This is a genomic window from Streptomyces sp. NPDC001270, from assembly GCF_042896695.1.
Classification (GTDB): domain Bacteria; phylum Actinomycetota; class Actinomycetes; order Streptomycetales; family Streptomycetaceae; genus Streptomyces.
Map to the genome: position 1 here is coordinate 1 of NZ_JBIAXM010000060.1, position 25,576 is coordinate 25,576.

Annotated in this window: 20 protein-coding genes and 8 pseudogenes; 15 read left to right on the forward strand and 13 right to left on the reverse strand. The window is 68.6% G+C overall.

What is annotated here, in order from left to right:
• Nucleotides 1-180: 180 nt before the first annotated feature.
• Nucleotides 181-471: a group II intron maturase-specific domain-containing protein gene (locus ACFY2B_RS43945; RefSeq protein ID WP_390768680.1), complete on the forward strand. Its 291-nt coding sequence runs from the start codon at nucleotides 181-183 to the stop codon at nucleotides 469-471.
• A gap of 521 nt (nucleotides 472-992) precedes the next feature.
• On the opposite strand, the pseudogene ACFY2B_RS43950 reads toward ACFY2B_RS43945, so the two are convergent.
• A pseudogene (locus ACFY2B_RS43950) lies at nucleotides 993-1,829 on the reverse strand (IS701 family transposase); the annotation flags it as partial.
• 411 nt (nucleotides 1,830-2,240) lie between these two features.
• Between ACFY2B_RS43950 and ACFY2B_RS43955 the strand changes: the two are divergent.
• Nucleotides 2,241-3,857: a recombinase family protein gene (locus ACFY2B_RS43955; protein WP_390768681.1), complete on the forward strand. Its 1,617-nt coding sequence runs from the start codon at nucleotides 2,241-2,243 to the stop codon at nucleotides 3,855-3,857.
• A gap of 17 nt (nucleotides 3,858-3,874) precedes the next feature.
• Here the strand turns inward: ACFY2B_RS43955 and ACFY2B_RS43960 are convergent.
• Both ACFY2B_RS43960 and ACFY2B_RS43965 read right to left on the reverse strand, forming a co-directional pair.
• Nucleotides 3,875-4,027: pseudogene (locus ACFY2B_RS43960) on the reverse strand (ATP-binding protein); the annotation flags it as partial.
• A gap of 238 nt (nucleotides 4,028-4,265) precedes the next feature.
• Nucleotides 4,266-5,098: pseudogene (locus ACFY2B_RS43965) on the reverse strand (NAD(P)-dependent alcohol dehydrogenase).
• 101 nt (nucleotides 5,099-5,199) lie between these two features.
• Here ACFY2B_RS43965 and ACFY2B_RS43970 point away from each other — a divergent pair.
• The 3 genes from ACFY2B_RS43970 (at nucleotide 5,200) to ACFY2B_RS43980 (ending at nucleotide 6,837) form a co-directional block, all read left to right on the forward strand.
• A complete protein-coding gene (locus ACFY2B_RS43970; protein ID WP_390768682.1) occupies nucleotides 5,200-5,874 on the forward strand; it encodes a TetR/AcrR family transcriptional regulator in 675 nt (224 codons plus the stop codon).
• Between the two features lie 53 nt (nucleotides 5,875-5,927).
• Nucleotides 5,928-6,449: a LysR substrate-binding domain-containing protein gene (locus ACFY2B_RS43975; RefSeq protein WP_390768683.1), complete on the forward strand. Its 522-nt coding sequence runs from the start codon at nucleotides 5,928-5,930 to the stop codon at nucleotides 6,447-6,449.
• A 127-nt stretch (nucleotides 6,450-6,576) separates the two neighbouring features.
• The gene (locus ACFY2B_RS43980; RefSeq protein WP_390768684.1) at nucleotides 6,577-6,837 is read left to right on the forward strand and encodes a hypothetical protein; all 261 of its coding nucleotides are present in this window, start codon (nucleotides 6,577-6,579) and stop codon (nucleotides 6,835-6,837) included.
• A 1,020-nt stretch (nucleotides 6,838-7,857) separates the two neighbouring features.
• Here the strand turns inward: ACFY2B_RS43980 and ACFY2B_RS43985 are convergent.
• The 6 genes and pseudogenes from ACFY2B_RS43985 to ACFY2B_RS44010 form a co-directional block, all read right to left on the reverse strand.
• On the reverse strand, nucleotides 7,858-8,763 hold the full coding sequence (locus ACFY2B_RS43985; RefSeq protein WP_390768685.1) for a 3-hydroxyacyl-CoA dehydrogenase: 906 nt from the start codon (nucleotides 8,761-8,763) through the stop codon (nucleotides 7,858-7,860).
• Nucleotides 8,760-9,713, reverse strand: a complete 954-nt coding sequence (locus tag ACFY2B_RS43990) for a 3-hydroxyacyl-CoA dehydrogenase NAD-binding domain-containing protein (protein ID WP_390768686.1) — start codon at nucleotides 9,711-9,713, stop codon at nucleotides 8,760-8,762. The genes ACFY2B_RS43985 and ACFY2B_RS43990 overlap by 4 nt, the downstream gene beginning before the upstream one ends.
• 87 nt (nucleotides 9,714-9,800) lie before the next feature.
• Nucleotides 9,801-10,583: a crotonase/enoyl-CoA hydratase family protein gene (locus tag ACFY2B_RS43995; RefSeq protein WP_390768687.1), complete on the reverse strand. Its 783-nt coding sequence runs from the start codon at nucleotides 10,581-10,583 to the stop codon at nucleotides 9,801-9,803.
• A complete protein-coding gene (locus ACFY2B_RS44000) occupies nucleotides 10,580-11,812 on the reverse strand; it encodes a CaiB/BaiF CoA transferase family protein (RefSeq protein ID WP_390768688.1) in 1,233 nt (410 codons plus the stop codon). Before ACFY2B_RS44000 ends, ACFY2B_RS43995 begins: the two co-directional genes overlap by 4 nt.
• A 5-nt stretch (nucleotides 11,813-11,817) precedes the next feature.
• Nucleotides 11,818-13,044, reverse strand: a complete 1,227-nt coding sequence (locus ACFY2B_RS44005; protein WP_390768689.1) for an acyl-CoA dehydrogenase family protein — start codon at nucleotides 13,042-13,044, stop codon at nucleotides 11,818-11,820.
• A 623-nt stretch (nucleotides 13,045-13,667) separates the two neighbouring features.
• Nucleotides 13,668-14,160, reverse strand: a pseudogene (locus ACFY2B_RS44010) (FBP domain-containing protein).
• Nucleotides 14,161-14,231: 71 nt separating this feature from the next.
• On the opposite strand from ACFY2B_RS44010, the gene ACFY2B_RS44015 reads away from it, so the two are divergent.
• The 5 genes and pseudogenes from ACFY2B_RS44015 (at nucleotide 14,232) to ACFY2B_RS44035 (ending at nucleotide 19,212) form a co-directional block, all read left to right on the forward strand.
• A complete protein-coding gene (locus ACFY2B_RS44015; RefSeq protein ID WP_390768690.1) occupies nucleotides 14,232-14,801 on the forward strand; it encodes a TetR/AcrR family transcriptional regulator in 570 nt (189 codons plus the stop codon).
• A gap of 91 nt (nucleotides 14,802-14,892) precedes the next feature.
• The gene (locus ACFY2B_RS44020; protein WP_390768691.1) at nucleotides 14,893-16,071 is read left to right on the forward strand and encodes a GDSL-type esterase/lipase family protein; all 1,179 of its coding nucleotides are present in this window, start codon (nucleotides 14,893-14,895) and stop codon (nucleotides 16,069-16,071) included.
• A 398-nt stretch (nucleotides 16,072-16,469) separates the two neighbouring features.
• Nucleotides 16,470-17,944: pseudogene (locus ACFY2B_RS44025) on the forward strand (MFS transporter); the annotation flags it as partial.
• Nucleotides 17,945-18,154: 210 nt separating this feature from the next.
• Nucleotides 18,155-18,445 (forward strand): annotated as a pseudogene (locus tag ACFY2B_RS44030) (helix-turn-helix domain-containing protein); the annotation flags it as partial.
• Nucleotides 18,421-19,212: an IS630 family transposase gene (locus ACFY2B_RS44035; RefSeq protein WP_390768692.1), complete on the forward strand. Its 792-nt coding sequence runs from the start codon at nucleotides 18,421-18,423 to the stop codon at nucleotides 19,210-19,212. The pseudogene ACFY2B_RS44030 and the gene ACFY2B_RS44035, both read left to right, overlap by 25 nt.
• 14 nt (nucleotides 19,213-19,226) lie before the next feature.
• Here ACFY2B_RS44035 and ACFY2B_RS44040 read toward each other — a convergent pair.
• Nucleotides 19,227-19,391 (reverse strand): annotated as a pseudogene (locus ACFY2B_RS44040) (MarR family transcriptional regulator); the annotation flags it as partial.
• A gap of 691 nt (nucleotides 19,392-20,082) precedes the next feature.
• Complete coding sequence (locus ACFY2B_RS44045) at nucleotides 20,083-20,742, reverse strand: phosphotransferase (protein ID WP_390768693.1); 660 nt, start codon at nucleotides 20,740-20,742, stop codon at nucleotides 20,083-20,085.
• Between the two features lie 544 nt (nucleotides 20,743-21,286).
• Between ACFY2B_RS44045 and ACFY2B_RS44050 the strand changes: the two genes are divergently transcribed.
• Nucleotides 21,287-21,676, forward strand: a complete 390-nt coding sequence (locus tag ACFY2B_RS44050) for a hypothetical protein (RefSeq protein ID WP_390768694.1) — start codon at nucleotides 21,287-21,289, stop codon at nucleotides 21,674-21,676.
• 76 nt (nucleotides 21,677-21,752) lie between these two features.
• On the opposite strand, the gene ACFY2B_RS44055 is transcribed toward ACFY2B_RS44050, so the two are convergent.
• Nucleotides 21,753-22,160 (reverse strand): thioesterase II family protein, encoded by a 408-nt coding sequence (locus ACFY2B_RS44055; protein ID WP_390768695.1) that lies wholly within the window; start codon nucleotides 22,158-22,160, stop codon nucleotides 21,753-21,755.
• A gap of 520 nt (nucleotides 22,161-22,680) precedes the next feature.
• Here ACFY2B_RS44055 and ACFY2B_RS44060 point away from each other — a divergent pair.
• The 3 genes from ACFY2B_RS44060 to ACFY2B_RS44070 all read left to right on the forward strand — a co-directional run bounded on the left by ACFY2B_RS44060 (nucleotide 22,681) and on the right by ACFY2B_RS44070 (nucleotide 24,636).
• Nucleotides 22,681-22,872 carry a sigma factor-like helix-turn-helix DNA-binding protein gene (locus ACFY2B_RS44060; protein ID WP_390768696.1) on the forward strand — a complete coding sequence of 64 codons (192 nt, stop codon included), beginning with the start codon at nucleotides 22,681-22,683 and terminating at the stop codon, nucleotides 22,870-22,872.
• A gap of 1 nt (nucleotide 22,873) precedes the next feature.
• Nucleotides 22,874-23,566, forward strand: coding sequence for a hypothetical protein (locus ACFY2B_RS44065; protein WP_390768697.1), 693 nt, complete (start codon nucleotides 22,874-22,876; stop codon nucleotides 23,564-23,566).
• An 830-nt stretch (nucleotides 23,567-24,396) separates the two neighbouring features.
• A complete protein-coding gene (locus ACFY2B_RS44070) occupies nucleotides 24,397-24,636 on the forward strand; it encodes a hypothetical protein (protein WP_390768698.1) in 240 nt (79 codons plus the stop codon).
• Nucleotides 24,637-24,781: 145 nt separating this feature from the next.
• Here the strand turns inward: ACFY2B_RS44070 and ACFY2B_RS44075 are convergent, their stop codons facing one another.
• Nucleotides 24,782-25,366: a zeta toxin family protein gene (locus tag ACFY2B_RS44075; protein WP_390768699.1), complete on the reverse strand. Its 585-nt coding sequence runs from the start codon at nucleotides 25,364-25,366 to the stop codon at nucleotides 24,782-24,784.
• A 9-nt stretch (nucleotides 25,367-25,375) separates the two neighbouring features.
• Between ACFY2B_RS44075 and ACFY2B_RS44080 the strand changes: the two are divergent.
• Nucleotides 25,376-25,483, forward strand: a pseudogene (locus ACFY2B_RS44080) (XRE family transcriptional regulator); the annotation flags it as partial.
• Nucleotides 25,484-25,576: the final 93 nt, after the last annotated feature.

Genomic DNA, 25,576 nt, shown 5'->3' on the forward strand with positions numbered 1-25,576 from the left:
AGGCGATTCTGGCCTTTCACGCTAGGCCCAGCTGTCTGACCTGCACCGATACCCCGCCGCACCCCCGCGAAGCCCACTCAACTGTGGAACGCAGGGTGGAGTCGTGGAATTGGCGGGGCAAGTACTACTTGCGGCGGTGGCCCTCGGCCAGAGCGATGCGGGTGCTGCGGGACAAAGTCCGTGCAAGCCACCGTCATTTCGAAGGCTGAACGGCCGCTGTCCGCCGTGGTCGCCGACCTCAACCCCGTGCTGCGGGGCTGGGGAGCGTACTTCCGTAACGGGAACTCCGGGCGGAAGTTCAACGCGGTCGACGGCTATGTCCACGAGCGGCTGGTGATCCTCGCCAGCCGAAAACACGGCTTACGGGGTCGGAACTGGACCACCCGTTTCACCTATGGGTGGATCACACGGCTCCGGGTCTACCGCCTCACCGGAACCGTACGCAGGGCGACGACGTATGCCAGTCGGTGAACGATGTCGGAAAGCCGTATGCGGGAGAACTGCACGTACGGTTTGAAGCGGCGGGGGCTGGAAACGGAGCGGAAGTCACCGCGACAGTCCCCGACCCTACTGAGGACCCAAGAGGAGCGGTAGGTCCTGGCTCGGGGCACGGGCACACGGGCGGCCTCCAGCTCTGCTTCCTCCTCCCTCCAGTCGTGACCGTATCCGTGCTCGTTCGCTTCGGATACGCAGCAGTTACCGCATTCGCGCGGGCGCGCCAACGGTCGCCGTCTCCGGAACGGCCTGGCGCCTGCGGCCTGTTGATCAGTCAGGAGGGCGCTGTAACGTTGTTGAGCTCCGCCGACAGAGCAGTGGACATCGCCCGCCACCCGTCAGCGGCACGGGTTAGTACTGCAACCGCATCTGGGGGTTGTGGCCTCGGCGTTTGTAGTGGGAGCGGCGGGCTCGGGCCTGGCTGCGTCTGCGGAAGTGTGACCAGTGCAGATGGTGTTCGTTGGTGTGGTGGCGGGACGTGATGACGATGTGTCCGATCAACCGGCGGATCTCGGGGACGCTGAGGGGTATGAGGTCTTGTTCGTCCTCTGGGCCGCCCCTTTTGCGGCTTCTTGGGTGCGGACTGCGGTCAGGTAGGCGAGCGCGGCCATCGACAGGGTGTTGTGCCGGTACCAGGCCCGGTAGAGCCGGACCTGATAGTGGTCCAGGCCGCACTCTCCCTTGGCGGTCTGGAAGCACTCCTCCACCGCCCACCTCGCTGCGGCAACTTTGACCAGGTCTTTCAGCCGCGAGGAGGCCGGTCCGTAGCAGACGTAGTAGGCGATCTCGGTGGGGTCTCTGACGCTGCGGCGGGCCAGCACCCAGTGCCCGAAGCCGTCTTCCCAGCAAGGGCGGATCGCGACGCGCGCCCAGTCGTAGACGCGTTCGCCGTGCGCGCCCGGCTCGCCCGACAGCCGCTTCCAGCGTTGTCGGGGCAGCGCGGCGATCAGCTCGTCGACCCGGGCCTCCCTCCAGCCGGTCGTGACCACCGTGTCGTTGACCTTCGTGGCCATCACGTGGGCGACCTTGCGCTGCTCCAGCCAGAAACGTGTGTGCTTGACCTGTCCGTATGCCTCGTCCGCGGTCACCCGTGCGAACGGCACGCCGGCGTCGACGGCGGGTTGCAGCATCTGCCTGAAGTGCTCGTTCTTGGTTGCGAAACAGATCTCGTCGTCGATGCCGGCGGCCCGGCAGCGGTCCCGGTCATCCATCCAGGAGGCCGGGAGGTAGAGCTCGCGGTCGATCAGTGCACGTCCCCGGGCTGAGGCGTAGGCCAGGAAGGTGCCGATCTGGCAGTTTTCGACGTGTGCGGCATAGTGCCGCCGGTTCCAGTGACGTTCGACGCTCGTTGGTGGTGACGCACCCGTACCACCCGCTTGTGGGGCGTCGGTTGGCGGTGTTGTTCACCGAGCGCAAGGCGGGTTCGCTGGTCTTCGTGTGCGATGACAGCGGGGAAGAGTGGGTGCGGCTGCCGCTGGCGTGGGCGGACCGTGGGCCGCACGCTGCCTCGCACCGGCTGGCGGCGGACGGCTTGGTGGCGCTTCATGCGCTGGTCAGTGCGCTGGCCGGTGCCCCACCCGCCGTTGCACCACCAACGGGGCGGGCGACAGCCTGGAAGCTGAGGACGCTTCACTGCCTGCGCCCTCCAAGGAGGCGGGGCGTGGTGGGGCTGGCCGAGGACCGCACGGAAACGGTGATGGTGCTGGCCAACATGGCGCTCGCGGCGCTGGCAGGGAGGGACGGCTGTGAACGGCCTGTCGAAGATCACCCGGTCGCACCGGGAGCGGACCGCCCTGATCTACGTGCGTCGGTCCACGGTCGCCCAGGTCCGCGAGCACGGCGAGTCCGCCGCCCGCCAGTACGACCTGGCCCAGGCGGCGGCCGATCTGGGCTGGCCGCCGCAGCGCGTGGTGGTGATCGACGCGGACCTGGGCCTGTCCGGCCGCACCGCGGGACAGCGCAGCGGTTTCCAGGACGTGGTCACCCGGGTCTGTCTCGGAGAGGTCGGCGCAATCATCGGCCTGGAGGCGTCCCGGCTGGCGCGGTCCTCGGCCGACTTCGCCCGCCTGCTGGAGATCGCCCGACTCAGCGGCACTCTGCTGATCGACGAGGACGGCGTCTACGACCTGGCCGACATCAACGACCGCCTCGTCCTCGGGCTCAAGGGCCAGATGAGCGAGGCCGAACTGCACCTGCTCAAGGCACGCCTGGACGGGGCCAAGCGAGCTGCCGCCACCCGCGGCGACCTGCGTCTGCGGCTGCCGATCGGCTACCTCTACGATCCCGACGGCGAGGTCGTCATCGATCCGGACGCCGAGGTGACCGCCGCGGTCACGGACGTCTTAGCCTGCTTCGCGGCGACCGGCTCCGCCTGCGCGGTGGTCTCCGCCTTCGCAGGGCGCCGCTTCCCCTACCGGGTCCACGGCGGCCCGTTCGACGGTGAGCTGCGCTGGGGACGGCTGACTCATGATCGCGTGCTGTCGATCCTGGCCAACCCCGCCTACGCCCGGGCCTACGCCTACGGCCTCCGCCCCTCCGCCCAGCGCCTGGCCCCCGATGGGTCGGTCCGCACCGTCACCGCAACCCGCCCCCGCGACCAGTGGCCCGTGCTCATCCTCGACCACCACCGCGGCTACATCTCCTGGGAACAGTACGAGATCAACGAGGCCAAGCGGGCTGCCAACCGCACCCGGTGGGGCGCTCGCCCGCCGCGTGAGGGCACCGCACTGTGCCAGGGCATCATCGTCTGCGGCTCGTGCGGCTCCCCAGTCCGCACTCGCTACCCCCGCGCCCGGCACCACCGGGTGCAGTACTTCTGCGGCGCCTCCCACGAAGCGCACCGCCCGCAGACCTCGACCTGCCGCACCCTGCCGGCCGCCCCGGTCGACCACGCGGTGACCGAACTCCTCCTCACCGCGCTCACCCCGGCCGAGGTCGGCCGCACCCTGGCCGCGGCCGACGAGGTCGTCCACCGCACCCAGCGTTCCGTGCGCGCGGCCGAACTGGCCGTGGAACGCGCCCGCTACCAGGCCGAACGCGCCGAGCGCAGGGGATCGCCGTTCGAGGGGGCTGAGCGTCGGGTGGTGGGGGTGCTGTCGGTGCCGAAGTGGCAGCCGGGCATGGAGCCGGGTGTGCTGCCGCGGGTCTACCAGGACATTCACGAGGCCGTCGGTGACGCGCCGGGGCCGGTGCGGGCCAAGCAGGTGGCACCCAGGATCGGTCTGCCGGCGGAGACGGGGAAGATCGAGGGGACGCGGTCGAAGCTGAAGCGTCTGGTGGTGCGGGGCTGGCTGGACGAGACCACTCCGGGCTTGTTCGCCCTCTCTGACGCCAGAAGGGCTCATTCATCCAACTCGCCCTGAAAGAGGGGCTCTTTCTTCTAGATTCGTAGGTGCGAACCAGAACGAACGCGGAAGAACCGGTCGAAGATGTGCGGGAGTTCCTCGGCGGGAATACCGAGCCCGGTGTCGGCCACCTTGAGTTCGGCCCAGTGGTCCTGCCGACGCAGGGTGACGGTACCGCCCGCGGGGACGAACTTGAGGGCGTCAGCAGATGGGCATCACGTACGACCACCACCGGCCAGGAGCGCCGTGCAAGTTCGTCCTCGACAGCCCGCTGCGCGTCGGGATCAACCGCCTCAAGTCGGAATCAACCGCCTCAAGAGGCACCGCGCCGTCGCCACGCGATACGACGAGCTGACGGTCCGCTATGAGGCGACCGTCCTCATCGCCGCCATCAACGAGTGGCTGTGATCAGCACCTCCACAGCGCCTACGCGACCCTGACCACGTACTTGCCCTGGACGCCGCCTGCCTCCAGCGCCTGGTGTGCCGCTGCTGTCTCCTCCAGGGGGAAGACCGTGTCCACCGCAGGGCTCAGCTTCCCCTCGACCACATGGCGGGCGAGGTCGTCAAAGTCCGCCCGCGTGGGGTTGCCGCTGAAGATGCGCACCCGGCCGTGTCCGTGCACCGTGCTGGCCGCGAGGTAGCCGAGCGATGCAACGGGCCGTTTCAGGTCGAAGGCGATGGTGACCATGCGCCCGCCGGAATTCAGTAGGCGCCGGAAGGCCCGCAGGTCGGTCCCCGCGGTGTCCAGGACCACGTCGAAGCGGCCCAGTTCCGCCGGCCGCACGGTCCGGTGGTCGACGGCCTTGTGCGCGCCGAGCCCGCGGACGAAGTCGAGGTTGGCTGCGCGGGCGAGGGCCGTGACCTCGGCGCCGTACGCCCGTCCGAGCTGGACGGCGGCGTTGCCGACACCGCCCGCCGCGCCCCGGACGAGGAGTCGTTCGCCGGGGCGCAGCCCGGCTTTGTCCCGCAGCGCGGTGATGGCCGTGGTGGCCACCGGCAGCGCGGCGGCGTCCACCAGGTCAAGGCCGTCGGGGAGCCGGCCGACCCGCTCGGCCGGCGCTTGGGGAATTTCCGGCCGCTCAGGAGGCGGAGACGGCCGGCACGGGCTGCCAGTTCGCCGCCGTTGACGCTGAACGCGCGCACCTTCACAAGGACCTCGCCGGGGGCCGGCTCGGGGCGTGGCACGCGGCCCGTGTAGAGCACATCGGGGCCACCGTAGCGGTCGTAGAGCACTGCCTTCATCATGCGGTCGTTCATCGTTCTGCCTTTGCCGCCGGGGGCCGTACAGGGGTCTGGCATCGACCGTAAGCTCTTAAGTGGACGCACTCGTCCGTTTGGACCGGAAGTGAGAGACAGTGATGGCGGAATCCTCTCGGATCACAGCCCGGGTGCGGGCGGACGCCCGGCGCAACCGGGAGCGCGTCCTCGTCGCCGCCCGTGCGGTCTTTGCGGAGCACGGGATCGACGCCCCGATGGCGACCGTGGCCCGACGGGCCGGGGTCGGCGTGGCGACGCTGTACCGGCATTTCCCGACCCGGGACGCTCTGGTGGGGGCCGCGTTCGCGCAGCAAATGGAGACCTGCGGGCGGGCGCTCACCGAGGCTCTGGCCGCCCCTGACCCGTGGCAGGGCTTCCAGCAGCTGGTCGAGACGGTCTGCGCCCTGCAACGGGAGGAACGCGGGTTCCAGGCTGCGTTCGTCGCGGCCTTCCCGGAAAGTACGTCGGAACACGCGCAGTCCCGGCAACGAGCCGAGCGGGACTTCACGACCTTGGTACGCAGGGCCCCGGCGTCGGGCGCGCTGCGGGCCGATTTTCACCCTTCCGACCTCGCCGTGGTCCTGTTGGCACACTGCGGTCTGGTGACCGCCCTACCGGATGATGGTGCAGCGTCCCGGCGCCTGGTGGCCTATCTGCTCCAGTCGTTCCGCACCGACACGGCCAACAAACCGCTGCCCCCGCCGACTGCGCTGACACTGCGCAGCCTCCCGATTGCAACTGACAGTCCCCAGGGGCAGCAGCCCCCCAGAGCCTGATATGAAACGGTACCCGCGGGTCCCGCCGGCAGCCGCGCGACCGTCGCCGCCGGATGTCCGCGCCCGGTGTCCACCGACCCGGGGCACAGCTGCAACCAGCCCGCCGAACCCGTCGTCAGCACCACTGGCTCGTCGTCGCCGTCCGCGCCAGCCACCTGCTCCCCGAGGGCCCGCTGAGCCTCGAGCGCTACGCCGCCTCTGAACACCTCACCATCTCGCGGCGCGGACGCCTGCACGACCCGATCGACGACGCCCTGACCATCCGCGGCCACGAACGCCGTGTCATCGCCGCCGGGCCCACCGCCGCCTTCGCGCTGCAACTCGCCCTCGGCACCGACCTGGTGGTCACCCTTCCCGACGCGGTCGCCCGCGCCACCCGGGACCAGCTCGGCCTGATCACACTGCCGCGGCCACTCCACATGCCCGACATCCCGCTGTACCTGCTGTGGCACCAGCGCTACGACGACGACCGCGCCCACACCTGGCTACGCGACCTGGCCACCGAAACCATCCAGGCACTGTTCACGCCACCAACCGCCTCCCAACACGCCCTCACCGCCCGGCCCGGGCAGTGACCGGTGCGCCCGGGAACAAGCCCAAGGAGGCTGAATCCCGTTCTCCGGTTCTGGCTCAACTTCTGTGGTGCGTGCACGCTGAGTAATGAGGTGGGGAAGACGGTCCCGGCTGGTTAGGCTCCGACATATGAGCGGACCGGTTTTGGTGATCGAGTTGGCGGAGGCCGTGCCCGGCACGGCGATCGACCGGCTCCGCGAACTTCTGGTTCGCTCCCCGGCACGGTTTGAGGAGAAGCAGGCCGGCAAGTACGACGACCTGAACGTGTACGCGGAGAGCCTCGGCATGCCGCACACCGGCGGCGTCGACCCGCGGAGGTGTCGGCGTACTCGCGAAAGTGGCCCTGGCAAGATTTCCGTGAAGCGGGGGTGTGCCACCGTGCGCCGGTGACGCTCCGTCACGGGTAGTGGAGTCGCAGTCTGGCCATGAGGATGACGCGGCGGCGGAGCAGCGGGACCCCCGCGCGTCCAGCCGTGATCCGCTTCTGCTTCCGGCACGGAGTGTCCAAGGCGACGTTCGGCGCGATCGACTCCTTCACCTGGAAGAGTCTTATGCGCTGGATACGCGTCAAATGCGCAGGCCGTACCGGACTATCCAGGAAACAGCTCCGACGTCGCTTCTGCGACAAGGGGTGGAGATTCGCCCACAACAGGGCCGTGTTCACCGGCACTTCCAGTGTCGCTGTGACCCGCTACCGCTATCGCGGCAGCAACATACCGACCCCGTGGACCCCGAAACCGGCAGCCGCCACCACAGGCGGCTGGCCAACGGGCAAGACACGTGGAGCGCCCGGTGCGTGGAGACACGCACGCCGGGTGCGGCGGGCGGGCCGGGGAAACTCACCGGGAGTGATCCCGGCAGGGCGCCCCGGTCCGACCCAACCGAAGCCGTCGAGAACTGCGTCGCCCAGCATCGCACGTGTCTCACCGAGCCCGCCGAGGACACGAGCAGCGACAACCCCGCGGCCGTGAAGGCCGGCCCGGCCGCCGACGACGTACCGGACGAGCCCGTGGAAGGGCCCCGCGCGATCAAGCGACGCGAGTGCCATGCCGCAGTGCATGCCCTGTACGACAAGGGCGTGCAGATCGAGGTGATCGCCAGGGCCCTCGGGCCTGAAGTGGAGCCCGGGCAAGGTCGAGGGCAACGTCAACAGGGTGAAGCGGATCAAAAGGGACGGATGCGGCCGGGCCGGATTCGACCTCCTCCGACGCCACATCCTCCTTGCAGACTGAGCACCGTCACCCTCCGCCACCGCCCCACAAGAAGTGGATCAGAACCGAACGAAATGGCCGTTGACAGATATACGTGCGGTCGATTACCTCGGCGTCCGACAAAGTGCACGGCACGCGCGCTCCGAAGATCATCCGAGGCTGGTGGTCGATGCGCAGGAGAGCAGACGTACACACTTCGTCAGACGCTTTTTCCGGTCGGCAGCACGGCATGGGCGATTCCGGTGAGGTTGCCCTGTGCCACGAGGATCTCCTTGCGGTCCGATCCGTCGAGGCCGGCGGTGTAGACGCTGCCGCCCAGGTCGGTCACGTACATGGTGCCGCCGTCCGGGTCGAGAGTGATGCCGATGCCTTCCATCAGGTGGGTGAGGAGGATCTCGGGCGAACGTACTGCGTTCGGCGGGTGCATGGGTGCGCGGTTCACGGTGTTGCCCCTGGGCGGGTCGCCGCGGTCTGTCCAGTACAACACGCGCTGCGCGTGGTCGAGTTCGAGGTCGATCGGCTCCGGCAGCCCTTCGAAGAGCACTTCGATGTCGCTGCGTTCGGCCGCGCTCTGCCCCTTGGGCAGGTCGATTCCGGCCCGCAGGATCTTCCCCTCTCCCGCGTCGCTCGGGCCCTTCTGGGACCAGTAGAGATGTCCGCCGGCCGGGTCGACGGCGACTCCCACGCACCACCTTCTCTCGTCCTGGCGGTCGTGGGCTCCCTGTCCCGTCTGCACGAGTGTCTCGACGTTCGAGCCGTCGAGTTCGCAGCGCATCACACGCATGCCTTCGCGATCACCCCAGTACAGCTTCCGGCTCACGGCCTCGAACTGGAGCTGCTTCGGGGTGTGGGTGACGCCGCTCGGCACGATCGTCGTCCGGTTGCCTCCGTCCAGGTCCACACGCTCGATCGAGCCGTCGTTCTCCGCCGGCACACCCATGTTCGTCCAGTAGATGTGCCCGGCCGCCACATCGACCGCCACCCCGTCAGGGACCCTGCACCCGGTGACGAGGAACGTCTTGCCCGAACCGTCGGGGTTCACGCAGAACAGCCGACCGCCACTGCTGGCCTCGAGTACGAACAGTCTCTCCTGCCGCTGTGTCATGTCCCCTCCTGGGTAACGGGGTCGGCCGTGCGCCCCGGGGAGTCATGCCGGGCGCGCACGGTCAGCAGGGCCGAGAGCATCGCGTCGCGCCGGTCGGCCAGCTCGTCGACCGAGTGGCCGTTCGCTTCATCGAGGACACCGGCCACGATCGTCTGCTGGAGCTCGGGTGTGAATTCGGGGGTGCCCAGGTCCTGCCAGGACGCCACCATCCGCGGCATGAGCGTCTCCATGAAGTGCTGGATGCCGCCCTCTCCTCCGCCCAGATGCCACAGCAGATGGGGTCCCATGACACCCCATCTGAGCCCCGGGCCCCAGGACACCGCGTCATCGGAGTCGGCTACGTCGAGCACGCCCTCCTGGACCAGGTACACCACCTCGCGGTACAGCGCGGCCTGGATGCGGTTGGCGACGTGCCCGGGGAGTTCCTTCTTGAGGTGGACCGGTTTCTTGCCGATCGCGGCGTAGAACGCCATGACGTCCCGGATCGTTTCCGGATCGGTCCTCGTGCCGCCGACGACCTCGACCAGCGGGACGATGTGCGGCGGGTTGAAGGGATGCCCGATGACGGTCCGCTCCGGGCGCCGGCACTCGGCCTGGATGACGCTCATCGTGATGCCCGATGAACTCGACGCGAGAATCGCGTCCGGCGGCGAGGCATCGTCGATGTCGGCGAACAACTTCACCTTCAGCTCCGGTCGCTCCGGTGCGTTCTCCTGGACGAAGTCGGCGTCCGCGACGGCCTGACGCAGGTCGGCGGTGAAGCTCAGCCGGTCGGGCGAAGCCCCGGGCGCGAGTCCGATCGAGGCGGCTGCGGCCCATGCCGCCTCCACGTACGCCCGCAGAGCCGTCTCCGCGGTGGAGGCGGGATCGGTCGCCGTGACGTCGAAGCCGCGGACGAGATAGTGCGTCGCCCAGCTCGCACCGATCGTGCCGGTCCCTACGATCGCCACGCGGTGGACAGGCCTGTGCGCGTTCATGACTGGTCACTGCTCCTGGGAGAATCGGATACGGGCGGCCGGGGGCTGGCGTGACCGGCATCAACGGCCGTGCCAGACGGGTGCGCGCTTCTCAGCGAACGCCCGTGCGCCTTCCCTGGCGTCCTCACTGGTGGCCAGCCCGCTCGTGAGCTCGTCTTGACGTGTGAACGCGTCACTCTCGTTCAGGCCCTGGGTTTCACGCAGGACCTCCTTGACGGCTGCGAGCGCCAGCGGTGCGTTCCGCGCGACGTGCCCCGCCAGTTCCCGGGCCACAGCCAACGCGCTGCCAGGTGGGGTCAGTTCGTTGACGAGCCCGTACTGCTTGGCTTCTGCGGCGGTCAGCGGCTCGCCGGTGAGCATTACGCGCGCGGCGACGTGGTACGGAAGGCGGCGCGGCAGCCGGACCAGTCCGCCCTCTGCCGCCACGAGACCGCGGGTAATCTCGGGAAGTCCGAACCGGGCGTCCTCCGCGGCGACGATCAGATCGCAGGCGAGTACCATCTCGAAGCCTCCGCCGAGCGCCCAGCCCTCGACCGCGGCGATGAGCGGTTTGCGCACCACCGCGCGGGTGAGCCCGCCGAATCCTCGGCCGGGGAGCACCGGCAGCTCGCCCTTGGTGAAGGCTTTCAGGTCCATGCCGGCGCTGAACACCCCGCCCGCGCCCGTGAGGACGCCGACCGAGAGTTCCGGGTCCGCGTCGAGCAGATCCAATGCCTCCGCGAGTTGTACCGCGACCTCATGGTCGACGGCGTTCTTCTGCGCCGGACGGTTGATGGTGAGGGTCAGCACGCCGCCGCGGCGCTCGTGCAGCACCATGGCGGCCGCTTCGGGCGCTGTGCTCATCGCGGCGCCTGCGCTTGCGTCGGGCCGGGAATCGCTCCCTGGGCGCGCAGCTCGGCGATGTCGGCAGGGCTGAATCCCAGCTCGGCGAGGATTCCGTCGTTGTGCTCGCCCAGGTCCGGGGCCCGCTTCGCCGGAACCTTCTCGACGCCTCGCACAGTGACCGGGCTGTTGATGGTGTACTCCAGCCCGCTGACCCCTGCCAGCGGCACGACGATGTCGTTCGCTCGCAGCTGTGGGTCCTGTGCTGCCTCCTCCGGTGTCTGGATGAGGCTGTAGGTGACGCGTTCCCGGGTCAGGGCGTCCTTCCAGTGGGCGAACGGGCGTGAGCGGAACTCCGCGTCGAGCAGTTCTGTCAGTGCGGCGGAGTTTTTGACGAAGCCCTCGATGCTGGCGAAACGGGGATCCTCCAGGAGCTCGGGATGCCCGATGGCCCGCGTGAGTCCAGGCCAGTGCGGGGGTGAGGCGACCAGCATGAACCACTCGTCGTCCACGGTTCGGTAGGGGTTGATCAGCGGGTTCGCCGGTGCCTTCCGATCGTGCAGCTCGAACGGCGTGCCGCCAGCGAGCGCGCCGGCCACGAGTGTTCCCGTCGCCCATACGCCTGTGGCGAGCAGCGACGTCCCGACACTGGCCCCTTGTCCTGTCTGTTCGCGGCGGTAGAGGGCGGTCACGATCGCGGCGTAGATCGCGATCGCCGTCATGTAGTCGCCGCTGCCCCAGACCGGCACCGTCGGCGGCGCTCCCGCGTCCCGGGTGGAGGCCAACAGCCCACTGCGCGACCAGGCGGCGGTCAGGTCGAAGCCCGGCAGTCCGGCGTCGGGACCGGCGTCCCCGAATCCCGTGATGTCGGCGTAGACGACTCTCGGGTTCCAACCCGAGACCTCTTCGTAGCCGAGGTGCAGCTTCTCGCGCGTGCCGTGCGGGAAATTGGTGATCACCACGTCGGCCCACTGGACGAGCCGCTTGAGAACCTCGGTGGCCGCCGGTGACTTCAGGTCTAGCACCATGCCGCGCTTGTTGCGGTTGGCGAGGTGCCAGCTGTAGTTGGCCTCGGCCCGGGGGCTGGGCGGCACGGAGCTGAGCCGCCTCTGGGGGTCTCCCTTCCCCGGTGGCTCGATCTTGATGACGTCCGCTCCGAAGTCGGACAGCACGGTGGCCGCGGCCGGTCCCGCGATGAAGCTCGACGCATCGAGGACCCTCAAGCCGGTGAAGACGGATTCGGTGGTCATGGTCGTCACCTCACGAAGGCGCTCAGGCCGTCGGTCACGGCACGTCCGACGATGAGGGTCTGGATCTCCCGTGTGCCTTCGTACGAGTAAATGGCCTCCGCGTCGGCGACGAAGCGGCCGATCTTGTAGTCGAGGACGATCCCGTTGCCGGCCATCAGCTCCCGCGCCCACCCGACGTTCTCGCGCATCCGCACGGTGCAGTGGGCCTTCGCCAGCGCGGACTGCTCGTCCCGGTAGACCCCGGCGTCCTGCAACTGGGCCAGTCGCGTCACCATCCCGCACGCGGCCGTGGCGTTGCCGAGCATCTTCACCAGCAGGTCCTGGACGAGCTGGAAGCCTCCGATGGGCCGCCCGAACTGCTCGCGCTGTTTCGCGTAACTCAGGGCGATCTCGTAGGCGCCGAACATCACTCCCACCGCCTGCCACGCCACGCCGCTACGGGTCTGACGCAGGATCTTGGCGGTGTCCTTGAAGGAGTTCGCATTCTGGAGCCGGTTGGACTCCGGGACGCGGCAGCCGTCGAGCACGATGTCGGCGTTCTGCACGATCCGCAGCGCCATCTTGTTCTCGATCTTCGTCGCGGTGAACCCGGGGGTGTCCTTCTCCACGACGAATCCCAGCACATGCTGCGTCTCGACATCGCGGGCCCAGATGACGACCAGATCGGCGAACGTCGCGTTGCCGATCCATCGCTTGGCTCCGTCGAGGATCCATCCGTCACCGTCACGTCGCGCGGTCGTCCGCAGGCCGCCCGCCACGTCGGATCCGCCGTGCGGCTCGGTCAGCCCGAAGGCGCCGATCTTCTCGAAGCGGCTCATCGCCGGCAGCCACCGCCGCTTCTGTTCGTCGGAGCCGCAGGCGAGGATGGTGCCCATGGCCAGCCCCGTGTGTACGCCGAAGAACGTCGCCAAGGACGCGTCGAAGTGTGCGAGCTCCAGCGCGGTGAAGCCCGAGAAGAGGTTGCTCGGCTTGGATTCCGGGGAGTCGGGGTCGGCCCATTCCATCAAGCCCAGCTTCCCGAAGCCCTCCACCAGCTGGAAGGGGAACTCGGCCCGGGCCCAGTAGTCGTCGACGAGCGGGGCGGCCTGCGTGCGCAGGAAGTCGCGCAGGGATGTGATCTTCCCTCGTTCTTTCTCCGACAGCAGTTCCTCATGGGCGTAGAAGTCGGCGGGCAGCAGCCCTGGGCCCAGGTAGGGACCGGACGGTGTCGGCAAGGTTGTCGTACCGCTCATGGCGATCTCCTTCAAACGCAGTGGGCACGGCTCGCAGGTCCGCGCCCTGGAGCCCACTTCTGCGCGGCGATTCGGTTCTCTGCCGCGATTGAACGAGGAGTCGTGGCCACTTCCCCGGACCCGCGCCGCCACGGGGTGCCTTTGCCACCGTGTATCACCCCAGTGGCCCGCCGCAGCCTGGTGAGACAGAGGCGCGGGAAGCGTCAGCGCGCTCATCGGGGGCCCGGGTGCGGTTGGCCCGCGCATGCCCACCGTAAGACGGCCTCGGCTGCTCGAACGGCACGCGTCGTGGACTCGTCGTGTCGTGGTACGCACAGCAACAGCCCATCGGGTCTGTACAACATCCGCCCAGGACTCCCTACGGCGGCTTCTGGCATGGTCTCGCGAAATGCCTGCGTAGGGAGTGTGAGGCTGCCAGGCCGAGGACGACGGCCAGGAGGATGCAGGAGAAGTCGACAGCCCAGTCGCGCGCGGTGCGCCGCGGCTGCCTGCCGGATGTGCGGGCGTCTGGGTCCGGTTCGTGGGCCAGCGCGGACGGGAACAGCCACCGGCGCCCCGCCGGCCCCTGAGGCACCCGCGTCGACTCGCCAGTACTCATGATCGACAATTCGAGGCTGGTTGCTTCATGTGGTGACCTTGGCGATGAACGTGGCGAGGTTCGCGACGGTGCGCTGGATCTTTTCCTCCAGGGTGAGCGACTCGGGGAGCCGTGCACCGACGCCCGCGTCCTTCTTGCCTCGCACATACAGCGGGCAGGCGAGGTCGCTGCATATGTAGGCGCCCACGGAGTTGCCCTGCTGCCCGGCTTTGCCCGCCTTCGCGGCGACCATGAGCGAGACGCCTCCGGTGTGGGTGGTCAGGCAGATCGAGCACATGCTGCGCCGCGTCTGCCAGGAGGTGGCATTGGGACAGCGCAGCGCGAGTGCCACCGGGCGGCCGTCCACCTCGGTGGCGAGGTAGGCCCGGTCGGGGGCCTGGGGGTCCCGCCAGCCCAGGAAGTCCAGGTCGTCCCAGGGTCGCTCGGCCAGGTCGCGGGGGACGGACAGGCGCTTGGCCTCGCCCTTGGTGCAGTTCACGAACGCGGTACGGGATCCCTTGCTCAGTCAACGGCTTCATGAGTGGCAGGCTAATTTGCCTAAAGGCTTTAGGTAAATGCATAATGGTTGTTGATGAGTGGGAGGAAGGTTATGGTTCGAGTAGGGCTGACACCGGAGCGTCTGACCCGGGCAGGGGCGGAGCTGGCCGACGAGGTCGGTTTCGACCAGGTGACCGTCTCGGCGCTCGCCAGGCGGTTCGACGTCAAGGTCGCGAGTCTGTACTCGCACCTGAAGAACTCCCAGGAACTCAAGACCAGGATCGCCCTGTTCGCCTTGGAGGAACTCGCCGACCGGGTCGCCGATGCCCTGGCCGGGCGGGCCGGCAAGGACGCCCTAGCCGCCTTCGCGGATGCCTACCGCGACTATGCCCGGGAGCATCCCGGCCGCTACGCCGCCGCCCGCCTCCGGCTCGACCCCGAGGCGGCGGCCGCCAGTGCCGGGGTGCGGCACGCGCAGATGACCCGGGCGATCCTGCGCGGCTACGACCTGACGGAGCCTGACCAGACGCACGCGGTCCGGATGCTGGGCAGCATCTTCCACGGCTACGTCAGCCTTGAGCTGGCCGGAGGCTTCGAGCACAGCGCCCCCGACGCGCAGGAATCCTGGGCCTGGATCGTGGATTCCCTCGACGCTCTGCTGCGGAAGCAGGCCACACCCTGACCAGCAGCCCCCGCACCGCCGGAGGCGGTCCGCTGCGCCGCGCACCGGCGCACATGCACATTCTGGAAATATTGATCAACAGGTTGAGGCAATGAACACTGAACACGACTGGATCACCACACCTGTCACCGCGGACATGCTGCGCGGTTTCCTCGACGTGGAAGCGACCGCGCACGGTCTGCTGCCGCATCGGCTGCCCGACCGGGCGCGCCGGCAGATCCCTGACAACCAACTGGCCGTGGCCGAGGTCCAGCCCTCAGGCGTGCGGCTGGTCTTCCGCACCCGGGCCACCACGATCGAACTGGACACGCTGCCCACCAAGCGGGTCTACCGAGGTTTCCCGGCCCCGGCGGACGGCGTGTACGACCTGCTGGTCGATGGCCGTCTTGCGGCCCAGGCCACGGTGACCGGCGGTAACGTCCGCACGATCACCGACATGGTCACCCAGTCCTCCGAGCTGTCGGAAGGGCCTGTCGGCACCGCCCGGTTCACCGAGCTGCCGTCGGGTGACAAGGATGTCGAGATCTGGCTTCCGCATACGGAGATCACCGAGCTGATCGCCCTGCGCACCGACGCCCCGGTCGAGCCGGCGCGGGACAGCGGACGCAAGGTGTGGCTGCACCACGGCAGTTCCATCAGCCACGGATCGAACGCCACCCACCCGACCGCCATCTGGCCGGCCCTGGCCGCCGCCCAAGGCCGGGTGGAGCTGGTCAACCTGGGGTTCGGCGGCAGCGCGCTGCTCGACCCGTTCACCGCCCGCGCGATGCGGGACACCCCCGCCGACCTGATCAGCCTCAAGATCGGCATCAACGTCGTCAACACCGACGCGATGCGCCTGCGCGCCTTCGCCCCCGCGGTCCACGGCTTCCTCGACACCATCCGTGAGGGGCATCCCACCACGCCGCTGCTGGTCGTGTCCCCCATCCTGTGCCCGGTCCAGGAGGACACCCCCGGCCCTCTCATGCCCGACTTCGCGGGCGGGAGCCTGCGGTTCAAGGCCACGGGCGATCCGGCCGAACGCGCCGCCGGGCGCCTGACGCTCAACATCATCCGTGACGAACTCGCCCGAATCGTCGAACAGCGGGCAGCCGACGACCCGAACCTGCACTACCTCGACGGCCGCGACCTGTACGGCGAGAAGGACTACGCCGAATTCCCGCTGCCCGACGAGGTCCACCCTGACCCGGCAGGACACCGCCGCATCGGCGAGACCTTCGCACGACTCGTGTTCGGCGACGGCGGCACCTTCGCCATCAAGACCGGCTGACCAAAATCGCGGTCACGCAGACCGAGATCGCCACATCGTCGTCCTGCTGGCAGAGTTCACGCCAGCGATGCACCCCTACGCCACTCGCACGTATCGTCCATGGCCGTCATGATTCCGACTCGTCTCAGCCGGGTCAGGCGGCCTGGCCGAAGCCAGCGGCGGCCAGGTCCTGGTCACGCAGCAGGGTCCAGCACAGGAGCGCGGTCGAGGAGGTCATGAATCGCGCCAACGGGGGAGTAGCTGCGCCTCGGCGTGGGCGTCTGCGACGTGATAGTCGCCGTGGCCCAGCTCTCCCGGCCACTGGCCGGCACTGGCTGCGGCAGCGCGCTTCGTACACCGTCGTCTGCAGCTGTAGCTGGACGGGCTGCGGACTCCGGCCCGATCCGCCCTGCCGGGGACGGCCGCGGGCACTCGTCTTCATCGCGCTCGCCCAGCTGATGGCCGTACTCGACGGGACCATCGTAAACATCGCCCTGCCCTCCGCCCAGCACGACCTGGGCATCACCGACGGCAACCGGCAGTGGGTCGTCACGGCCTACGCCCTCGCCTTCGGCGGTCTGCTGCTTTTCGGCGGCCGGGTGGCCGACCTGTGGGGTCGTAAGCGGGCCTTCGTGACCGGTCTGACAGGCTTCGCGGCGGCCTCCGCGCTCGGCGGCGCAGCCACGACCGGCGCGATGATGTTCGGCGCCCGCGCGCTCCAGGGTGTCTTCGGCGCGCTGCTCGCGCCCGCCGCGCTCTCTCTGCTCGCGGTGACGTTCACCGACGCCAAGGAGCGCGCCAAGGCGTTCGGTATCTACGGCGCGATCGCCGGTGGCGGTGGCGCCGTCGGCCTGATCCTGGGCGGATTCCTCACCGAGTACCTGGACTGGCGCTGGACGTTCTTCGTGAACATCCCGTTCGCCGTCGTCGCCGCGGCCGGCGCCCACTTCGTCGTCCGTGAGCCGCCCGGCGGCCGCAACCGATCTTCGCTCGACGTCCCGGGCGTGGTGCTGTCCACCCTCGGCCTGGTCGCCCTGGTGTACGGCTTCACCCGCGCCGAGTCCGCGGGCTGGAGCGACACCCTGACCGTCTCGATGTTCGTCGCGTTCGCTGTCCTGCTGGTGGCCTTCGCGCTGGTCGAGTCGCGGGTGAAGGCCCCGATGCTGCCGCTGCGCGTGGTCACCGACCGCAACCGCGGCGGGATCTATCTGTCGTTGGGCCTGGCGGTCATCGGGATGTTCGGCCTGTTCCTCTTCCTGACGTACTACCTCCAGGTCGTGCGGGGGTACACGCCGGTGCGGACCGGCTTCGCCTTCCTCCCGATGGTCGCGGGCATGATCACCGGCTCCACCCAGATCGGCGCCCGCCTGATGACCCGGGTGCCGCCCCGGCTGCTGATGGGTCCCGGCTTCCTGGTCGCCGCCACCGGCATGCTGCTGCTGACCCAGCTGGAGACCGGCTCCTCCTCCGCCACCCTGCTGCTGGGCCTCGGCATGGGTACGGCGTTCATGCCAGCCATGTCCCTGGCCACGCAGGGTGTCCAGCCGCGGGACGCGGGGGTCGCCTCCGCGATGGTCAACACCTCGCAGCAGGTGGGCGGCGCCATCGGTACGGCCCTGCTGAACACGATCGCGGCCTCGGCCACGGCCTCGTACATCAAGGACCACGTCGCGGGTGCCGCCACCAGGCCCCAGCAGCTGGTGCAGTTGCAGGGCATGGTGCACGGCTACACCAGCGCCGTCTGGTTCGCCGTCGGCATCCTGGTCGTGGCCGCTTTGATCGCCCTGACCCTCATCGGCGCGGGCGCCCGGGCGGTACGAAGGTGACCGGGTCCGGGTCGGGTTCCGGCGCGGGCGCCGAGGACGAGGCGGCGGTGCCGGTCATCGCCCGCTGAGCGGTACGTACCTCAGCGGAGCTAGTAGGTTGTCGCTGTTAAGTGTTGTTCTGGTTGGTGGAGTTGAGGGTGGGGCAAACTCCCCTTGTCGCTTGCGTTTGGTCGGGCAGGGGTGCTGTGTCCTCGCAGAAGAAGTATCCGGTTGCGTTGAGTGTTGAGGATCGTCGGGCGTTGGTACGGGTGACGACGACGGGGGTCCGCAGCGCGTCGATGATCAGGCGGGTGCGGGTGCTGCTCGCGTTGGACACGTCGGTCGGTGAGGTCGATCCGCGGGCGGTGATCGCAGAGCGGGTCGGGGTCTCGTGCGAGTCGGTCCGCCTGATCTCGAAGCGGTACGTGGAGACCGGCGGCGATGTGTGGGCCACGGTCGGCCGGAAGGAGCGCGCGTTCCCGCCGGTGTCCTCCCCGGTGACCGGCGGGGTCGAGGCGAGGCTGATCGCGCTGGCCTGCTCAACGCCCCCGAAGGGACATGCCCGGTGGTCGCTGCGGCTGCTGGAGAAGCATGTCGCGCTGGTCGAGGACATCCCGGATCTGGACCACTCCACCATCGGACGCGTCTTAAAAAAACGGAACTGCGTCCTCATCCGAAGAAGTGCTGGACCATCCCACCACGGGCGAACGCGCAGTTCGCGGCCCGGATGGAAGACGTCCTGGCTGTCTACGCCCGGCCCTTCGATCCGGCACGTCCGGTGGTGTGCATGGACGAGAAGCCGTACCAGCTGCCCGGCCACGTCCGCGATCCGCTTCCCGCGCGGCCGGGCCGTGACCGTCGCGAGGACAACGAGTACGTCCGCTCGGGGACCTGCCCGATCTTCTGCTGGGTCGAGCCGCTGCGCGGATGGCGACGCGTGGACGCCCGGCCCCGCCGGACCAAGGTCGACTGGGCGCACCAGGTCGAACACCTGCTGACCGTGGACCACCCCGACGCCGCCACGGTCGTGCTGGTGATGGACAACCTCAACACCCACACCATCGCCTCGCTCTACGAGGCGTTCGACCCGGGGAAGGCATTCGCGCTGGCCCAGCGCCTGGAGATCCACCACACCCCCAAACACGGGTCCTGGCTCAACATCGCCGAGATCAAGCTCTCCGCGCTCACCCGCCAGTGCCTGGACCGCCGCATCGACGACCTCGCCGTGCTCAACGCCGAACTCGCCGCCTGGCAGCAGCAGACCAACAACGACCAGCGCCAAGTCGCGTGGCACTTCACCACCGACGACGCACGCGTGAAACTCCGCCACCTCTACCCAACCACACAGCAAAAATAAGCCGCGACAATCTACTAGGGCAGGTCCGCACCCGCTTCAGTCGACTGGAGTCCCTCGGTGACGATCTGCATGATCTCGCCGAGGGACTTCTGCTGTTTGGGGCTGAGCCGGTCGAAGAGTGCCTGGCGCACGGCGGCCACATAGCCCGGCGCGGTGCGGCGCAGCACCTCGCAGCCCTCCGTCGGTCATCGAAGAGGTCCCGACGGCGGCTGGGGAGTCGTCGGCAAGGTACTGACCACTGAACAAAGTCGGCTGGCTGTCTTCAGTCTGCGTCGCCATCGAAGGCGCCATGCTGGGCGTCGGACTGGTCATGGCTGGCGGGTCCTTCTGCCCGGCGGCTCCGGCGGGTGATGTTCCGGGTGCCTCCGTCCGAAAGACGGAAACGACGACCAGGGCTGTCGCGCTGAACTGCCCGCAGGGGCGCGCGCAGAAGGGAAGGCATCCCTGCAGTCTCCGGCCCCGTGGAACCCGGAGCAGCTGCGGCGTCAGCGCGACCGCCCATCCCACACCAGCGGGGGATATGACGGGTGAATCGCCGCATCGATTGGTGACCGGACCCCGCTGACGAATCGCGGTCAGCTCTCCGGGTTTGTCATCGATGAGTCCTCATCCCAGGTTGGCGAGTCGGCTGCGTGCCCGGGGTCAGAGCCGGTCAGCTCGTACGGCTCGCCAAGAGGGTACGAACCAGTCTCTTTCCGCACCATCGCGCGAATGGTGAAGCGCTCTCCAGGAAAGAGTGCGAGGAGTGCGACCTGAGAAGTGAGTGGTTTATGGATCCGGCTGCGCCCAGGGTCAGATTCTGGTGAGGTGTTCTCGATGTCCAGATGGCTGGCATCCTTGTCCACGAGCAATTCATGGAAGCGCAGCAGTTCATATCCGTCGTCTGCCTGAGGTCGGCCGGTTAGCAGTTCTGTCTCGGATTCGCCGAACAGCGCCAGCGACTTGCCCCCCAAGCCTGGGCCTGTGCTGGTACGCATGAATCAGGCGCTCGAAGCGGTCCCGTGCGGTGACCACATCGCACACCGCGGCACCAAGTTCCAGCGTGGGTGCGGCGGCGGGGTGAGTGGCGAGTCGGGTGTGGAGACGGCCCATCGCTGTGCCGACCGCTGCCCACCGTGCACCAGCCAGGTTGCCCTCGGTAGTCTCGGTGTGTGGTACGTACGACCACAGGGACATTGGCAGGCGGCCGTGGGTCTCGATGAGTTCGTGCTCGCGCGTGCGGGTTGCCCGCGCGGTCGCGACACCTCCGTCGGCGGCGTACTCGGACAGTTCGGCCGATGCCCGCTCCAGATCCAAGTGTTCTCGAGTGCGGTAGACCTTGGCGAAATGCCGCTGGCCCGTTTGATCCACGATGGCGTAGTTGTCCGTCGCGGTGCCCTCCGGGATTCGCGATATTTCTGCCGGGTGCAGCCCGTACGCGAGCACGAGCGTGTCGGCGACCGCTATGATCTCCTCCCCCTCCGCGGTGCGGCCGGGTGTGGAAGGCGCGGCGACAGGCTTGGCGGCGGGCTGGTGAGATGCGGTGGACATGGTCTCCTCGTCGAAGCACACAGCGATAGCGGTCAGATGATGAGCGGGCGCCAGGTGGTCGGGTCGATCAGGACGCGGGCACGAACCGCGGCCGCCAGGTGCTCAGCGAGCTGCGGCGGGCCGCGCCGGGTGCAGCGAGGCCGTAAGAACGCCGGCGGACAACGCTCCGTCAATGCGGTCATCTGATTGCGCCTCCCTCGTTCGGGTTGTGGCAGTACCCGAGCCCGACCCGGCACCACCACCAGCAGGCAGGGGACCGGCCGACCAAGCCGACACCGCGGCGCCCTGCCGCGTGAATCGGTTGATGGAGGCGGTGAACGCGGTAACCGACACCGGCTTTTCGTGGCGAGGGTGACCAGTCCGGCATCGCACAGGCGGGGCGTAGGGCTGGCCGGCGGGCGCCGCGGCACCAGGTAGGGATGCTCGTCGTCGCATAGAGTGCGGGCGCGCGGGTGTCCACGTCGTTCGCCGAAAGATGATCTTGGAAACCTTCGTTCTCGTTTCCGCAGGCATCCCTCGGGCCGCACCACCAGGAGGAGAACCAGTGTCATCCCCGCAAGTGATCACCCCCGTGGAGAAGCTCGCCGAGGCGAAGAAGCAGCTGAGTTTCCCATGTATTGTCGTGATTTGCGGCTCCACTCGTTTCATGGCCGAGATGGCCGAGGCCGATCTGCGGGAGACCAAAGCCGGAAGGATTGTCGTCAAGCCGGGTTGCGATCTGAAGTCGCCGCACGAACTTTGGTCTGATCCTGTTGAGGCTGAGGCCCTGAAGGTTCGACTCGACGAACTGCACCGGTCGAAGATCTTGCTCGCTGATGAGGTGCTCGTAGTCGGCGATTACATCGGAGACAGCACCCGAGCCGAAATCGCCTACGCCCGGTCACTGGGCAGGCCCGTGCGGTTCACGCACCCCGAAGTCGGCCCCGACGCCTGAGGGCCTACCGCCACACCCTCCGCAGGCGCCCCTTGGAATTGGTCATATAGCGGGTGGCTTGGCGGTGAAGGCGGGCTCAAGCAGCGGCGGAACGCATCGCGGCCGTTATGGCGGCAGCGAGCGGCCGCCGGTGGTTCATCACATAGAAGTGGTCGCCCTCGTACCTCTCGAGTCCGCGGAAGTGCGTGGCGAACGCCTCCCAGGAGAGCAGACGGTCCTCGCCGACCAGCCTGTCGCGGCGGCCCCCGAATACCGAGAGCGGAACGGGCAGCGGCTCGGGGTCGCGGGGAGGAGCCCAGGTGTCCAGGAGTTGGAAGTCGTTACGGAACACCGGGGCGAACTTGCGCCAGACGGCGTCGTCGTCGAGGAGCTGCGGCTGGCTGCCGCCCACGTTCCGCAGCCAGCCGCGCAGTTCCTCGTCGGACATCAGGTGAGGGCGGCCGTCGGCGCCGGCCTCGACCTGCGGGGCGCCGTAGGCGGACACACCCAGCCAGCTCCGGTCCGTCCCCCCGCCACGGAAACCCACAGCCCTGTCCTGACCCCTGCCCCTGGCACCGCCGGTCCCGGGCAGGACCCACGCGGCCGCAGTCGACGGTGAAGTATCCGATCCGGTTCGACACGGCTCCGGCACCGCGCGTGCAGCCGCGGCCGACGGTGTCCTACCCCATCAAGTTCCCTTCGCCGAAGGACGCGCGGGGCACGATGCGCACGAGAGGGGGAGCAGTGGCCACCAAGCAGAGCGCACCGCCCGCAGCAACCCGGTGTGCACCGGGGCCGGGGCGCCGGCCACTGAGTGCACTCGATGCCGCGCACCCGATGCCGTGGTGCGTACCGGCGATGCACGGCATCCACTCCACTTGGTGGAGTCCACCGGCCGGGAGTGGACAACGTCGTGCGGGAGTGGACGCCGTCGGCGGGCACGATGCCCTGCGTCCGCTCGATGCCCATCCGAGAAACTGACGAGCTACCGGGACAACCTCGCCGAACGGACCGAGGACAGCGACGTGGCGCGCGCCCTGTGCGCACTGCCGTCACGGCAGTTCGACGTCACCGTCCTGCGCTACCTCTGCGGCTGCCCCACCGACGACATCGCCTGGTACCTCGGAGTGACGGCCAGCACCGTCGACTACCACGGCCGGAAAGCCAAAGACCGCCTGGAGCGGGCCATGCCCGCCCGTATCCGAAGGAGCAAGTGACATGAGCGCCGCGAAGCAACCCTCGCACACCGAACAGGTGCTGGCAGCGGCGGGCCGACGCCTGAGCGCCCAGCAGCCCGCGTTCGACGTCGTCGCCGGACTGCACCGTCTCGCCCGGGACGCCGGCTACATCCCCGTGACAGACCCGGTGCCGTCCGTCTCCCGCGCCCGGCGCGATCTCGAAGAGTTCGTCACCTGGAGCCTGGACCAGCCCGGGGCCGCCACCCACGTCGAGCGCATCGCCGCGGCCCTCGGCGAGAACGACGCCCCCTACCAGTTGCTGACCCGAGATCAGGACACCGAGGAAGTCGACCTGGACGGCGCCCGCATCTTCGCCTGCATGCTCCACCGCGCTGATCACGGCGAAAGCGCCCAGTTCTGGTGGCAGTTCACCGGCGGCGCAGGCAACAGCGCCAGCGCGTTCTGCCTCCACCTGCTCCATCACGGCCGGGGAGAGACAGCAGAAGCCGAGCGCTGGCGAGACATCCTGCTGAAGGTCGTTGACCTCGACGACGAACCAGACGTGGAGAAGACGTTCGTCAACGCGGTCGGTCACTTCGCGGCCTACACCGGAAACCACCGGCCGCCCGCCCCCGTCACACCCGTCCTTGATGCCGAAGTGCGGCGGCTGGCCACCCGACGCGGGCCGCCTCGTGTGCCGGCCCGACGCCGGTCTCGCACGGCGGCTGCATGACTGCGCCCGGTCCTACTGACCCCCGACAGACGAAAAGCCCGCCCGCAGCCTCGGTTCCCAGGCCATCGGCTGCCGGCAGGCTCCCCATCACGCGCTTGAAGGACGTACTCACCGTGAAGCGTAACCCCGGCATCACCCTCGCCACCGCCAAATCGCGCCGCCGGCTGCGGGGCGTAGCCGCGCAGCTGCTCGTCCTGCCCCAGTTCGCCGGGACCCACCCGGGGGATACGGTGGCTGGGCCCACGAGACGCGATCGGAGTGAGAACAGATGAATTCGGCGGACTGGCACACGACGGTGACCAGAGCAGCCTCTATCACCGAGAGGTCACATGCCTGAGCGTCGTGTTCGGTTACGGTTTCGCCAGGTGGGGCCTCGCCCGCCTCTTCCTCAGGGTTCTGGTGCAGACCCCGCCCAAACAGAACCGTCCCCGACTCCTGATCCAGACACCACCCAAGAACCCACCCCGCTCCAGAGATTCGTCCGGTGGTACCGCGGGTCTGATCTGGCCAAGCACACCGCGGTTCTCGCCGCGGCTGTAGCTGCGGCGAGTCTTGCGATCACAGCATGGGGAACGTACAAGGCGGCTCAGGTAGCAGACGATCAGCTCGCCCAGTCACGTGAAAACAACGAGAAGGACACGCGCGCACAAGCTTCCCGCATATCGATGTGGACCGAAGGTGACCAACCGACCCGCATCGTCCTTGCGAACCGCTCCCTAGACCCCGCATGGGCTGCCATACCGGTCGATACGGACGACCGAGCCGCTTCGATCGCCGGGGAAACCCCTGTGCTGGGGGTCGGAGACCTCCCGCCCTGTACCCGTCTAAGCGTGCCACTCACAAAGTTCAGCGAGGACAGCCAGAAGGCGTTTCATGACAAGAAGCAGCGCCACTATCAGCCGGTGGGACTCTTCCTCACAGACGCAAACGGAAGAACTTGGTTCCGCCGGACCTCGGGACAACTGGATTCGATGGGGTCGGACCTCATCAGCGTCGACAGATTGACCACGTGGGCGACGGAAAAAGGCGTGGAAATCAAGATGCTCACTGATTGCGGCAGAGCAGAGTGACCTCAGAGGATGACTGCGTCGCCCAGAGCTTGACTCTGTTGCGGATCTTGGGTGGTCGGGCTCAGCTGCCGGGGGTTCGCCAGGACTTCGGCCGGGGGAGGACTGCGGGCAAGCAGCGTTCGGCCGGGCTGTGCGAGGCGTGCGGTTACCGGCGCCGGACCGAGGTCATGGTCGTGGAAGCCGGGCTGACCGACGCGGCCGACGTCGCCGCCGTCACCGACCAACCGCCGCCAGCGCGACCCGGTCGGCCAGGCGCCCGGCTTCGATCTCTGCCAGGGCGGTGGGCAGCGCGGCCGCGCAGGCGTCGTGGTTGTCCCACCCCACATACCGGGCCCGGCCCTCTTCGGCGAGGCGTAGGTACCGGTTCGAGCACACCGAGCTGGGACACGGCCTCTGGCACGGCCAGGGCCACCACCTCGACCCGGTAGCCGGCCGCGCGGTAGACGGCGAGCGTGGCCAGCCACCCGGCCGGGTCGGCGAGGGCCTCCTCCGCCACAACGTCGAACCGGCGGACACGGGCGTGGGCTTCGACCTCGGCCTGCCAGCGGTAGGTCTCCGGCCGCACCCGTACCCCGGCCGTCAGTACGTCCTCCGTCAGGAAGGTGTTGTAGTGCGGGTGGAGGGTCTTGTAGGTGTCCCGGTCCACGCGCACCGCGCCGCCCCACTGCTCAAGAGCGGTGTGCACCAGGTCCATCACGAGCGTTTTGCCGCTGCCGGCCTGCCCGGCCACGAACACCACCTGCGATACCTGGTCAAGCAGCTCAAGGGCGCGAAGGCGGTCGCCGAACTGCTCGGGATGTCCCAGCGGCAGGTGGAGCGGTACGTGGCGGACAAGGCCAAGCCCCCGTTACCTTTCTTGTGGCCCCGCAACGGGGCGCCTGGCCCCCGGGTCCGGTATGGCTGTTTGCCCCCTGTCGTACGCATGACCTGGGGGGTGTTG

Excerpts from the sequence above, each read along its gene's own strand:
- ACFY2B_RS43970 (WP_390768682.1), top strand. The coding sequence starts at position 5,200 with ATGGCGGAATCCTCTCGGATCACAGCCCGGGTGCGGGCGGACGCCCGG.
- ACFY2B_RS43975 (WP_390768683.1), top strand. The coding sequence starts at position 5,928 with ATGTCCGCGCCCGGTGTCCACCGACCCGGGGCACAGCTGCAACCAGCC.
- ACFY2B_RS43980 (WP_390768684.1), top strand. The coding sequence starts at position 6,577 with ATGAGCGGACCGGTTTTGGTGATCGAGTTGGCGGAGGCCGTGCCCGGC.
- ACFY2B_RS43985 (WP_390768685.1), bottom strand. The coding sequence starts at position 8,763 with ATGACACAGCGGCAGGAGAGACTGTTCGTACTCGAGGCCAGCAGTGGC.
- ACFY2B_RS43995 (WP_390768687.1), bottom strand. The coding sequence starts at position 10,583 with ATGAGCACAGCGCCCGAAGCGGCCGCCATGGTGCTGCACGAGCGCCGC.
- ACFY2B_RS44000 (WP_390768688.1), bottom strand. The coding sequence starts at position 11,812 with ATGACCACCGAATCCGTCTTCACCGGCTTGAGGGTCCTCGATGCGTCG.
- ACFY2B_RS44005 (WP_390768689.1), bottom strand. The coding sequence starts at position 13,044 with ATGAGCGGTACGACAACCTTGCCGACACCGTCCGGTCCCTACCTGGGC.
- ACFY2B_RS44015 (WP_390768690.1), top strand. The coding sequence starts at position 14,232 with ATGGTTCGAGTAGGGCTGACACCGGAGCGTCTGACCCGGGCAGGGGCG.
- ACFY2B_RS44020 (WP_390768691.1), top strand. The coding sequence starts at position 14,893 with ATGAACACTGAACACGACTGGATCACCACACCTGTCACCGCGGACATG.
- ACFY2B_RS44045 (WP_390768693.1), bottom strand. The coding sequence starts at position 20,742 with ATGTCCACCGCATCTCACCAGCCCGCCGCCAAGCCTGTCGCCGCGCCT.
- ACFY2B_RS44065 (WP_390768697.1), top strand. The coding sequence starts at position 22,874 with ATGAGCGCCGCGAAGCAACCCTCGCACACCGAACAGGTGCTGGCAGCG.